Here is a 12625-nt window from a genome sequence, read left to right as displayed (position 1 = left end):
CAAACAAACGTTTAACAGGCGGGCGACGGCGCGTCAAGGGCAGGGCGGCCATCCCTCGCGCCGGTCACCGGCGGCCTCGGCCGCGGCCGCCCCGTGCCGCCGCAACAGCCCCGGGGAGCCGCGCCCCACACCGGCTACCCACACGCCGCCGCGCGCGATCGCGTAGGATGCTGTCATGCGAAATTTTCACCAGTTCCTGCCGGTGACGGCGGCTCTGATCCTCGGATCGCTGCACGCATCCGGCTGCTCCGGCGAGTCGTCCGCTCCGGCGGGCGCCACGACGGGTGGGGCGTCCAGCACCGGGGATCCGCGCTGCGAGCCGTCGGGCGGCGGGCCGCACTGGCTCGTCGAGGGGGAGACCGTCACGTTTCCCGTGGCGTGCGCGAGCGGCCTTACCTTTCCCGGCGAGGCGTTCGAGCTCGACCCCCTCCCCGAGGGCGCCGCCTATGACCCTGTCGCGCGCACGGTGACGTTCTCACCCGGGCTCGATCAGGCCGCGGTCTACGACATCGAGATCCGCGTCGCGCAGACGTCCGAGGTCGGGCGCGTCAAGATCGGCGTCGCCGACAACTGGGCCGATCCGTCGAACGTGCCCGTCGTCGATCCGGCCCGCTACCCCGAGGAGCACGGCTTGCCGGTGCTCTTCCTCTCGCCGGTCCCCGAGGCGAAGGAGTACGCCCCGGCCACGGTGATCTACCGCGGCCATACGTACGCCGCCGAGGCGGAGCTCCGCGGCGAGAGCTCGCTCTCGTACCCGAAGCGGAGCTACACCCTCAAGTTCCCCAAGAACGACAAGTTCAGCGAGCCGGGCGAGGCGGGCGGCTTCACCGATCGTCGCAAGGTCGTGCTCATCAGCACGTTCGACGACAACTCCTATGTCCGGCAGCGCCTCGCCTACGACCTCTGGAACCGGCTCGATCCGGAGCACCTCCAGATCAAGACCTACAGCGCGGTCCTCTACCTCGACGGGGAGTACGCCGGGCTCTACACCGTCTCGGACCACGTCGACGGCTATCTGATGGAGGATCACGGATACTCGCAGGACGGCAACCTCTACAAGGCGGTCAGCCACGCCGCGAACTTCGCGCTGGAGAACGCGTCAGGCGAGCCGAAGGAGACGCTCCACGACGGCTACGAGAAGAAAGAAGGGGCGCCGGCCGAGGGCGAGCCGGAGGCGTTCGCGGACCTGGAAGCTCTCGTGAGCTTCGTGGCCGAGTCCGACGAGGCCACGTTCGCCTCCGGGATCGGGTCGCGGATCGATCTGCGCGACTACGAGGATTGGTGGATCTTCGCCACGTTCATCGTGGCCAACGACTCGGCCGGAAAGAACAGCTACCACTACCGCGATCCGGTCGCGGGCGGCGTCTTCCGCTACGCGCCGTGGGACTTCAACGCGAGCTTCGGCCAGTCGTGGCAGACCGAGCGCGAGTCGGCCTCCGGCCGCGTCGAGTACACGAGCGTGAACCTCCTCTTCCGGCGCCTCCTGGAGGAGCCCTCGATCGGCGACCCGCTGCGCGCCCGCTACGGGCAGGTCCTGCGCGGCGCGCTCGACGACGCCGCGATCCAGGCGATCGTGGACGGCTACGTGGCGCGCATCGACGCGAGCGCGCGACGGGACGAGGCGCGGTGGGGCGAGGCGTACCGCAGCTACGAGGGCTGGAGCGGGCGCAGCGACTTCACGACGTACGAGGAGGAGATCGCCTACCTGAAGGCGTGGATCTCGGAGCGGTGGCAGCACCAGGACGGGCTCTACTGAGCGACGGCCCCCGCGCGGGTCGGCGCCGCGGCGCGGGCGCCGCGGCGCCGACCCGTGGCGCTGGCCGCGCATCCGTGCGACCTTCGCGGCGCCGCCGCGAGGGAGCGGCGCGCGACCGGAGACCATGAAATCGAAGAGCGTCCTTGTCATCGGGCTCGGCCGGTTCGGCACGTCGGTCGTCGAGACCCTGTGGAAGAACCGGGCCGAGGTGATCGCGGTCGACAACAACCCCGAGGCCGTCGACGCCGTGAAGGACAAGACCTCGGCCGCGTTCATCGGCGACGCCACCGTCCCCAAGGTGCTCGAGGGGATCGGCGCGCAGTACGCGGAGACCGCGATCGTGACCTTCGGCGAGCACTTCGAGCCGTCCGTGCTCTGCGTGGCCTCGCTCGTCCGGATGGGCGTGCGCGAGATCATCGCGCGCGCCGCCACAGATCGCCAGGCCGACATCCTGCGCGCCGTCGGCGCGACCCGCGTCATCCAGATCGAGACCGAGATGGGTCGCCGCGTCGGCGCCGACATCACCATGCCGCTCGCGCAGGACCTCCTCGACCTCGCGAGCCACTACCGCGTGGTCCCGTGGGACGCCCACGGGCCGCTCGTCGGACAGACGCTCGCCGACGCGAAGATCCGCCAGCGGTACCGGATCAACGTGCTCGGCGTGCGGCCGCACACGAACAAGCGACCCGGCGACAAGCCGCGGCTCGAGGCACCCACACCGGACTACGTGATCCAGGACGGCGACACGCTGCTGCTCGTGGGCGACAGCGACGACGTGAGCCGGTTCGTGGCCGAGGTCGGCGGCTGAGCGGGCGGCGCGCAGCCGGAGAGCGCGGCGCGCAGCCGGAGAGCGCGGCGCGCAGCCGGAGAGCGCGCCATCCGCGGACGCGCGCGGCGCCCGATCCCGGAAGCACGGTCTCGCCTGCCTTATGCGTCTTCTCGCCCCGGCGTCGCCATGCGAGAGGGCGAGCCGCATGGCTTCCACAGCGTCCTCTGCGATGCACCTCCTCGTCTCCGAAGCGCTGCTGCTCGCGGTCGTGATGACCGGCAGCACAGCGCTCGCGCAGCCCGCCGGCGCGCCTCCGCCCGCGCCTCCTCCGGCCGCCGAGGGCGACCCGGGCGGCGCCTCCGTTCCGCGCGGCGGCGCCGGCGCGGTCATCGTCCCCGAGCCGGGCACCGCCCCGCCGGCGCCCGTCGCCATCAGCGCGCCCAAGCTGATCACGTACTCCCCGCCCGCGTATCCGATCGAGGCCCAGCGCGCCGGCGTCGAGGGGAGCGTCATCCTCAAGCTCGACATCGACCGGACCGGGCGCGTGACAAAGGCCGAGGTCGCGACGCCGGGCGGGCACGGCTTCGACGAGGCCGCGCTCGCGGCCGCGCCCGGCCTCCAGTTCGAGCCGGCGCGGCGCCCGGACGGCACGCCGGCCGCGTCGCGCATCCTCTACCGCTACGCGTTCACGCTCACGCCCAAGCCCGCCGACGCGGCCGCGCCGGCGCCGCCCGCCGACGTCGAGACGGTGGTCGGGACCGTCCTGTCCGCGGGCACCGGCGAGCCGCTCCCGGACATCGCCGTCCGCCTCGTGCGGCCCGACGGCGGCCGCCAGGACGCGAAGACGGACCAGAGCGGCAAGTTCCGCTTCAAGAACCTCCCTCCCGGCAAGTACCGCGTCGAGGTCGCCGCCGCGGGGTTCGAGCCGTTCACGGCCGACGAGGAGATCGCGGCCGACGAGGCGATCGAGGTGCGCTACCGCATCTCGCTCGCGGCGCCGACGGACGGCGAGCCGCCGGGCATCGAGGTGACCGTGCAGGGCGAGCGCCCGCCGCGCGAGGTGACCCGGAGGACGATCGAGCGCCGCGAGATCGACCGCATCCCCGGCACCGGCGGTGACGCGCTGCGCTCGCTGCAGAGCCTGCCCGGCGTCGCGCGCAGCGGCTTCGGGTTGCTCATCGTGCGCGGGTCGGCGCCCCAGGACACGCTCACGTTCATCGATCGCACCCCGGTGCCGATCATCTACCACTTCGGCGGCCTGTCCTCGGTCGTGCCGACCGAGATGCTCGAGAAGATCGACTTCTACCCGGGCAACTTCAGCGCCGTGTACGGCCGCGCCATGGGCGGCATCGTCGACGTGGGGCTCCGCTCGCCGAAGCAGGACGGCAAGTACCACGGCGTGGTCCAGCTCGATCTCATCGACGGGCGCGTGCTCCTCGAGGGCCCCGTCCCGTACCTCAAGGACTGGACGTTCATCGCGGCAGGCCGCCGCAGCTGGGTCGACGCGTGGCTCGGGCCCGTGCTCAAGGAGGCGGGATCGAGCGTGACCCAGGCGCCGGTCTACTACGATTACCAGTTCGTCCTCGAGGGCCGCCCCTCCGCGAGCGAGCGCGTGCGCGCGAGCTTCTATGGATCGGACGACGCCTTCAAGATCACCCTGGACAACCCGCCCGAGGACGAGCCGGCGCTGACGGGCAACTTCGGGTTTCACACGGCCTTTCAGCGCTTCCAGCTCAGCTACGAGAACCGCCTGGGGACCCGCGATCGGCTGCTGTGGTCGATGGCCCTCGGCCGGGACGTCGTCGACTTCGAGGCCTCTCCCCTCACCTTCAACGTCACCTCGACCTCGCTCGACCTCCGGCTGGAGCTGTCGCACCGGTTCGCGCGGTACCTCACGATGAACGTCGGGACCGATCTCTCCGGCGGCGTCGCCACGGTCAATGTCCGCGCGCCGTCGCAGCAGCCCGCCGGCCACCCGTCGAACCAGCCGTTCTCGCTCGCCCCGATGCAGGACCAATCGTTCAACGGCGCGTACTCGCGGCCTGCCGCGTACGCCGAATTCGAGGTCGTCCCCTCGGCGCGCGCGCGGATCGTCCCCGGGGTGCGCGTCGATTACTCGCTCGACACGCGCACGGTCGACGTGAGCCCGCGGGTCAACGCGCGCTACGATATCCGGAGCGACTTCCCTCGGACGACGGCCAAGGGCGGCGTGGGCCTCTATCTCCAGGCGCCCCAGTTCCAGGAGACCATCGAGCCGTTCGGCACCGCTGGGCTCAAGTCGAACCGCGCTGTCCATTACGGACTCGGCGTGGAGCAGGAGCTCACGCCGCAGCTCGACGTGACGGTGGACGGTTTCTACAAGCAGCTCGATCGGCTGGTCGTCTTCTCACCGGAGAAGGACGGTTACGCCAACGACGGCACCGGGTACGCCGTCGGCGGCGAGCTGCTGTTGAAGTACAAGCCGGACGAGCGCTTCTTCGGCTGGGCGGCCTACACCCTCTCGCGGTCGGTGCGCAAGGACGGTCCCGACGAGGAGGAGAACCTCACGCAGTTCGATCAGACGCATGTGCTGACCGTGCTCGGGAGCCTGCGGCTCGGGCGCGGCTGGGAGCTCGGCGCGCGCTTCCGCCTCGTGTCGGGCAACCTGCAGACGCCCTATGTCTGCGATCCGGAGAAGAAGGGGTGCAATCCGAACCGGGTGAACGCGATCTACCACGCGTCCTCGGCCAGGTACTCGCCCATCCCGCTCGGGGGTGACTACAGCGAGCGGATGCCGCTGTTCCACCAGCTCGACATCCGCGCCGACAAGACGTGGAAGTTCAAGACGTGGCAGCTCGGCCTCTACCTCGACATCCAGAACGTCTACAACTACATGGCCGCGGAGGGCATCAGCTACAACTTCAACTACACGAAGCGGGAGTACGTGACGGGGCTCCCCTTCCTGCCCACGCTCGGGCTGCGAGGAGATTTCTGATGAAACGGACCGCACCGCCCGCGCGCCGCGCGCTGCTCGCCGCGCTCGCGACCCTGGCCCTGGGCATTCCCTGCTGCGCGGGGGCCAACTTCGCACCGTCGTCCGAGCTGGAGGGGCTCCGCGTCCTCGCGGTGACGGCGGACACCCCGTACGTGGCGACGCCGCTCGGCGACGGCGTGACGTTCGAGATGACCTACGCCGACGCGCCCGGCGCCGGCGCCGGCCCGAGGCCGGTCGAGATCATGTGGCTGGGTGGCTGTGTGAACCCGCCTGTCGGGATCGACGAGCACATCGGGTGTCTGCCGCAGCTCCTCGGCGCGGCGCGGGAGTTCGCCCCCGGGGGCGCGGCGGAGAACGGCGAGAACGAGGAGGCGGAGGGCGCGCCCAGGCTCTTCGATCGGGACGACATGACCGCGGAGCAGAGCGGCGAGCCGGGCAAGGCCAGGTTCAAGATGGTCTTGCCCGACGACATCCTCGAGGGCGCACAGCCGACCGAGACCGGGAGCGTGTACTCGACGGCCTATGTGTTCTTCACCGTGTGCGCCGGCCAGACCCGCGTGGCGGCGGCGGCGGCGGAGGCCGGGTTTCCGCTGGAATGCGTCGGGGAGGACGGGTCGGTGCTCGGCCCGGACAGCTTTGTCGTGGGCTACACGCAGGTATACGTCTTCAAGGACAAGCGACCCAACACGAACCCGCCGATCGACGGGTTCACGTTGAAGCTCGAGGACAGTGAGGTCACGCCGGGCGAGGGCGGTTTGCCCGTCGTGCAGCGGTGCGTTCGACAGGAAGCGCAGGTCCAGGGCTGCGGCCCAGCGGAGCCGGCGGAGGACGAGTGCACGACGTACGAGATCGAGGCGCTCGTGCCGTCCGACGCCGCCGAGCCGGACGTGGAGGCCGCCGGGCTCGGCGGGCCGCCGGTGCGCGAGGCGATCTGGGTCGACTACTACACGGACGGGGGCGGGTTCGACGGGGCGCGTCGCCTTGTGAGCGACACGGTGACCGGCGCCCGCGGCGGCAACGAGACCACGTGGACGCCGCCCTCGGAGCCGGGGCGTGTGTCGCTGTGGGCGGTGGTTCACGACACGCGGGGCGGCGCGAGCGTGATACGGCGGGAAGTGCAGGTGGAGTAGCGCTCGGATCGAGCGGACGCTGCCGCGCGTCCTGGCGGGGCGGCGGCCTCGGCCGCGCTCGTCCGCCGCGTCGCGCGCGGCGCGCAGGGCCGTGCGCGCCGGCGCTTGTGCCGGGGCGCGCGCTCCCGTACGCATCCCGTCATGCCGCCCCTCGATCTGCACGTCGCCTTGTTCGGCGCCTCCGGCGCCGGCAAGACGGTCCTCCTCGCGGCCTTCTACCGGGCGCAGACCCAGCCCTCGTTCCAGCAGGAGTACGCGTACAAGATCCAGGCGGTCAACAAGGCGCAGGGCAACCAGCTCCTCGGGCGCTTTTACCGCCTCGAAGACGGCAGGTTCCCGGACGGCAGCACGCGCTTCGACGAGTACGAGTTCGATTTCTTCCCGAGGGACCTGCCCGATCCGGCGCTCCGCATTCACTGGTACGACTACCCCGGGCGCTGGTGGGAGGACGAGCCGGTCGACGCCGACGAGCGCGAGGCGATGCGCCAGGGCCTGCTCCGGCTCGGCATGAGCCAGGTGGGCATCCTCCTCGCGGACGGCGCGAAGTACCGGAACGAGGGCACCGGGTACATCCGGTGGCTCTTCGAGCACTTCGCCGACGAGTGCGACCGGCTGCGCCGGGCGAGCGCCGCCACGGGCGACGAGGTGAGCTTCCCCCGGGAGTGGATCCTCGCCCTCAGCAAGGCCGATCTCTTCCCGCCGGACTACGCCGCGAGGGACTTCGAGCGCGAAGTCTGCCGGGACGCCGACGACCAGCTCGCGAAGCTCTGCTCGGTGCTCCGCGCCGAGCACGCGTTCGGACACCGCTTCATGCTGCTCTCGTCGGTCGCCGCCCCGGCCGACGCGCAGGTCGACCCGGGGACCTCGCTCGGCGTGCGCACCCTCGCCCCCGCGATCCTCGTGAGCACGGTCGAGGGCGCGGTCCGGGAGGCGCAGGCCGCGAGGAAGGAGAAGTCGACCGGAGAGACGTTCTTCCAGGGCCTGCGCGAGCTCGTGCAGTTCGTCGACTCCCTCGACGACTTCCTGCCGAAGCGATACCAGATCGTGAGCAAGATCCTGCGGTTCGTCTCGATCAAGGACTTCGCGACCACCCGGCTCGACCGGCTCAAGAAGGCGCGCGAGGACGCGATCCGCAAGGGCGACACCTTCACGGCGGTCCTGACCGCCATGGTCGCGGCCCTGCGCGACGACGAGGGAGCCCGCGCCTACCACCAGAACCAGTAGGGTCGTCATGCTCACGCCCGCGCCGCTGCCCCTCGTCGAGACATCGCGCCTCCTCTGGAGGACGCGCGGCGAGCACTGGGACTACGAGCTCATCTGCGTTCCCGAGATCCCGGCGCTCCCCGCCTGGCTCACGACGCTCGAGGCCATGATCGGCGACGCCGACGCGGGCGCCGGAGAGCCCCGCTATGGCCTGCTCGAGATCGACGGGCGCGGGCCGGACGAGCCGCGCGCCTATCCCTACGTGGCGGCGCGGTTCCTCGATCCGGCGCGGAAGGACTGGACCGGACGGCAGGTCCAGCACTTCGCGGTCTGGTTCCCCCCGGTCCCCCCCGAAGCGGTCGAGTCGTTGCCCGGGGCGGTCCCCGCCGACTGGCACCTTCGCGTGCTCGCCGGGCTCGCGGGGACGTACGGCTCGGGCGAGGTGTTCGGGCTCCCCGAGGCGGCGATCCGCGCCTGGAAGCGCAGCCATCAGGAGAGCCGCGCGGCGAGCGCGCTGGCGATCGTCAAGCGCACGCCGCCGGTGGCGCTGCTCGACGGCGAGGCCCTGCCCGCGCGGTGGAAGAGGGTGCCGACCGTAAAAAAAAAGTCCCCCGAGCCCCCGGGCGCGGCGGGCCTCCTGGTAGCGGGAGCAGGCGCTAGCGGCAAGGGCTGGCGATTCGGCTGCTTCACGATCGGCGCGATGATGTTCGTCGCCTTCTGTCAGCTGATGATCGCTTGCGGGGCGAGCTGAGGCGGTTTCGTCGACACCGTCGCTGAGCCGCCCGTCGACGCGTTGTACGCCTGGTCGTATCTCATCGCGCCGGACTCGGGCGAACGACCCTGACGGAGCGATCAGGCAGAGACGGTCACGCAGAGAGAGAATGGATACGATGGATGGGAGCGAGCCTCGTGAACCAGGCGAGATCGCGATTGACGCCGGGCACCTCGTCCCTCATGCCACCATGGCCTGCGCCACGAGCCTCCCCCGTGGCAACAGCGGCATCCAGCAGTTCAATTCGGGGCGGATCCTCCAGAGAACGATGGCAAGGCCCGGCACCTCGACCGCCCTCTCACGCGCCGTCGTCCGCATGGGCCGGCGCCGTTTCGCCCTCTTCACCTCCGCGCTGCTCGCCGCCGCCGCCGCCGGCCTCGCGGGGCACGTGATCCGCGGCCGGGCCGCCACGCCGCTCGACCGGTTCCTCGCCCTGTCCACGGTGCTCACCGGGGTGGACGACCTCGTCCGGGACCACGCGCAGATCTACCTCGACTGCCTCCTCGCACGTCCGGAGCAGGCCGCGGCGCTCGAGGACCTCTATGCCAGGGCGGGGCTCGTCGGCGACGCTCCGGCGTGCACCCTCGATGACCTGACCGCGCGGGGCGTCTTCGACGACGGGCGCCTGCGGGCGCTCGCGGACGAGATCCTCCTGTTCTGGTACACGGGCGAGTACGACGCGGCCGACGGGCGCGCGCTGGCGACCTACGAGGGCTCGCTCGCGTGGAGATCGCTCCCTTACGCGAGCGCGCCGGGCACCTGCGGCGGGGCGATGGGGTTCTGGGGCGAGCCGCCCGCGGGATGAGGCGGCGAGGCGCGCTGCCGCCGCCCGGAAGGAGCTCGGTATGGGGGACAGGCTGCAAGCGGATGTGGTCATCGTGGGCGCGGGCATCGCGGGGACGCTGGCCGGCTACCGGCTCGCGAAGGCGGGCGCCAGGGTGCTTGTGCTGGAGTCGGGGCCACGGGTCGACCGCGACAAGGCCGCCAGCGCGTTCCGGAGCGCCGTGGTCAAGACGCTGGAGGTCCCCTTTCCGCGCTCCGTGGCCGCGCCTGCGCCCAGCGAGGGCGCTCCCGGCGGGTACTACGTGCAGGAGGGCCCGGATCTCTTCAAGAGCACGTACCTCCGCGTCGTCGGCGGGACGACCTGGCACTGGCTCGGGACCGCCCTCCGCTTCCTGCCCGACGATCTCCGGATGAAGACCCTTCATGGAGTCGGCGTCGACTGGCCCCTGGCGTACGACGCGCTCGAACCCTGGTACGTCGAGAGCGAGATCGAGATGGGCGTGGCCGGCGACGAGAGCCTCGGCTCGCCGCGCAGCGCGCCTTACCCGATGGCGCCCATCCCCCACAGCTACTCGGATCTGCGCATCGCCGACAGGATCTCGGCCCTCGGCTATCGGGTGACCGCCACGGCGCAGGCGCGCAACAGCGCCGCGTACGACGGCCGGCCCGCGTGCTGCGGCAACAACTCCTGCATCCCGATCTGCCCGATCGTGGCGCGCTATGACGCCTCGGTGCACGTGAAGAAGGCCGAGCTGGCCGGCGTGCGGATCGTGGAAGAGGCCATCGCCATCGCCGTCGGCGTCGGCCCTGACGGGCGCGTGTCGCGTGTCCTGTTCAAGCGCCCGGACGGCACCGAGCACGAGGCCTCGGGCAAGGTCTATATCGTGGCGGCGCACGGGATCGAGACGCCCAAGCTGCTCCTGATGTCCCGGACCGACGCGCTGCCGGACGGGGTCGCGAACCGGAGCGGCCAGGTGGGGCGCAACCTCATGGATCACCCCATCCAGCTGAGCTGGGCGCTCGCCGGGGACGCGCTCGGGCAGCCCCGCGGACCGCTCTCGACGGCGGGGATCGACGCCACGCGGAACAGCGCCTCTCGGGGGGTGCGCGCCGCCTTCCGGGTGGAGCTCGGCAACAGCGGGTGGCAGTGGCCGATCGGCGGGCCGGGGGTGCTGGCGGCCGATCTCGTGCGCAAGGGTCTACGGGGCAAGCGGCTCTCTGCAGAGCTCGCGTGGCATTGCACCCGGCAGCTCTGCGTGTCCAGCTTGATGGAGCAGCTCCCCGATCCCGACAACCGCGTCACGCCTGCCTTCGATCAGCGCGACGCGCTCGGGTTGCCGCGGCCGCGTCTTCATTACCGCGTCGACCCCTATACCCGCGACGGCATGACGGCCGCGCGCGCGATCCACGACCGGATCTTCGACGCGCTCGGGGCCACGTTCCGCGAGCACCGGCTCGAGCACGAGGGCGCCGGGCAGAGCGGGCAGCCGAGGCGACGCGATCCCTTCTCAGCCCACCCCCTCGCTCCGCCGCAGATCCTCGAGCAGCGCCTCCACCACCCCCTCCTCGTGCACCGCGCGCCGCGCCTCGCGCATCGCCGCGCCGAGCTCGTCGTCCCAGACCGCGGCCAGGCTGCCGTGAGGTGCTGTCGGGCGCCCAATCTCATGGGATGGCAGGATGGCGCCTTCCCTCCGTCGAAAGGAACCTTCGGACAAGCTCGCGGACGACCCGCGCAAGGGAGCTCTCGCGTTTGAAGCTCGAGCTGCGCTTGGCCGAGGTGCTCCAGGGTCTCGCCAATCCGTCCTGCGTGTCAGCGGGACCTGACCATGCAGCACGTTTGATCACGGCCGCATGAGGCAATCTCGCCTCCATTTTCCGCTTGCCCATTGTTTCTTGAGACCACACTATTATCCTGCGATGAGGGGGCCGCGCGTGCGCCGCCCCCTCGGGGTGTCCGTCGGTTCGACCCCGCGAACCATAGGCTCTGACGGACGAACGTCGCGAGCGGCCCGAGCTTGGGGAGAGCGGGCGAGGAATCCTTCCGTATCTCGAGCGAGCACGCCCGCCGCATCGGGCCGCTCGCGACGTTCGTCCGTCAGAGCCCGGGACGCTCCACGCGCCCGCGTCACTGCCTCGTATCCCGACAGCCATGCTGTCGCTCGGAGGTGCGCCCGTGAACCCAGCGATCGTCCTGCCGCTCGTCGTCGTATCGTCGTGCCTCGCCTCCGCCGCTGCCGCCGCCGAGCAGGCGTGCGGGTACTCCAGCGCCGGCTGGAATGCGCCGAACGGCGCGGCCGTGTTCAGCGCCGGCTCCGGGCCCATCGGGGACGTCCTTAACGCCGTCGGCGAGGTCCGGACGCACTCGATGCTGTCGCATGGCCCCGGAAAGTGGGTGACGCACGCCACGATGAAGCAGCCGAGAGAGAACTCCTGGCCTGCGGTGTGCAGCGCGCCCGTCAGGCCCAGCGACCTGCTCGAGGGCTATCCTGGGCTCGAGCAGGTCAACCAGGGCGGGATCTACCGCTTCCTCTACGGGAGCGGCGCGAGCGGCTCGACCGCGCTGACCTATCAGGTCGGCGATCCCGTGAAGGCCGCGTCGATCGGCAACACCATCTGGTGGGATGTGCCTTACTACGCCGCTCCCTCGATCATCGACGAAGCAGCCGCGTTCACTCGACTGAGCATTCGCGGCGGCCCGGTGCGGTACTCGTTCTACCAGTACCGCAGCACCGAGGGCACCCCGACCGGCGGCCCGGCGTGGAACAACGGCATGGTCTGCTCCTCGTTCCTGGCCTACGCGCACCATGCCGACGGCCAGGGCGCCATCCCCCCGTACACGTACAACCACACCAAGCTCGCCAGCGCGGCCAACGCCCTTCACGCCGGGGTGAGGGGCGACTGCGAGGACAGCCTGGGGTTCTGGGGCTCGCTCGGCACCTCGATCGCCTGCTTCGCGGACGTCTGCGGAAAGGCCGCCGATCAGGTCGCAAACTGCATGGCCTCTCACGCGTGCGACACCAGCAGCAGCAGCTTGTGGAGAGGCGTCCGCGACGACCCGAAGACCGTCGCCGTGTCCATCAGCCCCGACCTCATCGGCGGCTGGAGCGGGCACGCCTGGGGGACGCAACCCGGCGCGACCGTCTGGTCCGCCGATATGAACCACAACGTCCAGTGGAACTCCGGCGGCAACGTCTACGGGTGCTGGTACTGACGAGCGTTTGACGAGCGTTCGAGCACA

9 protein-coding genes and 1 pseudogene are annotated in these 12625 nt (G+C 71.0%); 9 read left to right on the top strand and 1 reads right to left on the bottom strand.

Annotation, left to right across the window (positions count from 1 at the left end):
* The first annotated feature begins 175 nt into the window (after nucleotides 1–175).
* The 8 genes and pseudogenes from WME75_RS16955 to WME75_RS16920 form a co-directional block, all read left to right on the top strand.
* On the top strand, nucleotides 176–1756 hold the full coding sequence (locus WME75_RS16955) for a CotH kinase family protein (protein WP_437492027.1): 1581 nt from the start codon (nucleotides 176–178) through the stop codon (nucleotides 1754–1756).
* Nucleotides 1757–1880: 124 nt separating this feature from the next.
* Nucleotides 1881–2564, top strand: coding sequence for a potassium channel family protein (locus tag WME75_RS16950; protein ID WP_437492025.1), 684 nt, complete (start codon nucleotides 1881–1883; stop codon nucleotides 2562–2564).
* Between the two features lie 166 nt (nucleotides 2565–2730).
* Nucleotides 2731–5499 carry a TonB-dependent receptor domain-containing protein gene (locus WME75_RS16945; protein WP_437492023.1) on the top strand — a complete coding sequence of 923 codons (2769 nt, stop codon included), beginning with the start codon at nucleotides 2731–2733 and terminating at the stop codon, nucleotides 5497–5499.
* A complete protein-coding gene (locus tag WME75_RS16940; protein ID WP_437492021.1) occupies nucleotides 5499–6629 on the top strand; it encodes a hypothetical protein in 1131 nt (376 codons plus the stop codon). The genes WME75_RS16945 and WME75_RS16940 overlap by 1 nt, the downstream gene beginning before the upstream one ends.
* A gap of 141 nt (nucleotides 6630–6770) precedes the next feature.
* Nucleotides 6771–7853: a hypothetical protein gene (locus tag WME75_RS16935; protein ID WP_437492020.1), complete on the top strand. Its 1083-nt coding sequence runs from the start codon at nucleotides 6771–6773 to the stop codon at nucleotides 7851–7853.
* 7 nt (nucleotides 7854–7860) lie between these two features.
* Complete coding sequence (locus WME75_RS16930; protein ID WP_437492018.1) at nucleotides 7861–8583, top strand: hypothetical protein; 723 nt, start codon at nucleotides 7861–7863, stop codon at nucleotides 8581–8583.
* A 289-nt stretch (nucleotides 8584–8872) separates the two neighbouring features.
* Nucleotides 8873–9409, top strand: a complete 537-nt coding sequence (locus tag WME75_RS16925; protein WP_437492016.1) for a sugar dehydrogenase complex small subunit — start codon at nucleotides 8873–8875, stop codon at nucleotides 9407–9409.
* A 40-nt stretch (nucleotides 9410–9449) separates the two neighbouring features.
* Nucleotides 9450–10376, top strand: a pseudogene (locus WME75_RS16920) (FAD-dependent oxidoreductase); the annotation flags it as partial.
* Between the two features lie 519 nt (nucleotides 10377–10895).
* Here the strand turns inward: WME75_RS16920 and WME75_RS16915 are convergent.
* Nucleotides 10896–11222, bottom strand: coding sequence for a DUF2399 domain-containing protein (locus tag WME75_RS16915; RefSeq protein WP_437494851.1), 327 nt, complete (start codon nucleotides 11220–11222; stop codon nucleotides 10896–10898).
* Between the two features lie 338 nt (nucleotides 11223–11560).
* On the opposite strand from WME75_RS16915, the gene WME75_RS16910 reads away from it, so the two are divergent.
* Complete coding sequence (locus WME75_RS16910; protein ID WP_437492014.1) at nucleotides 11561–12598, top strand: hypothetical protein; 1038 nt, start codon at nucleotides 11561–11563, stop codon at nucleotides 12596–12598.
* Nucleotides 12599–12625: the final 27 nt, after the last annotated feature.

The organism is Sorangium sp. So ce1014 (assembly GCF_051521505.1).
Lineage (GTDB): Bacteria > Myxococcota_A > Polyangia > Polyangiales > Polyangiaceae > Sorangium.
Note: the sequence above shows the minus strand (reverse complement) of the source record. Positions and strands in the feature narration are given on the sequence as shown.

Coding starts and splice junctions, on each gene's coding strand:
- WME75_RS16935 (WP_437492020.1), top strand. CDS start 6,771: ATGCCGCCCCTCGATCTGCACGTCGCCTTGTTCGGCGCCTCCGGCGCC.
- WME75_RS16945 (WP_437492023.1), top strand. CDS start 2,731: ATGGCTTCCACAGCGTCCTCTGCGATGCACCTCCTCGTCTCCGAAGCG.
- WME75_RS16925 (WP_437492016.1), top strand. CDS start 8,873: ATGGCAAGGCCCGGCACCTCGACCGCCCTCTCACGCGCCGTCGTCCGC.
- WME75_RS16930 (WP_437492018.1), top strand. CDS start 7,861: ATGCTCACGCCCGCGCCGCTGCCCCTCGTCGAGACATCGCGCCTCCTC.
- WME75_RS16950 (WP_437492025.1), top strand. CDS start 1,881: ATGAAATCGAAGAGCGTCCTTGTCATCGGGCTCGGCCGGTTCGGCACG.
- WME75_RS16955 (WP_437492027.1), top strand. CDS start 176: ATGCGAAATTTTCACCAGTTCCTGCCGGTGACGGCGGCTCTGATCCTC.
- WME75_RS16940 (WP_437492021.1), top strand. CDS start 5,499: ATGAAACGGACCGCACCGCCCGCGCGCCGCGCGCTGCTCGCCGCGCTC.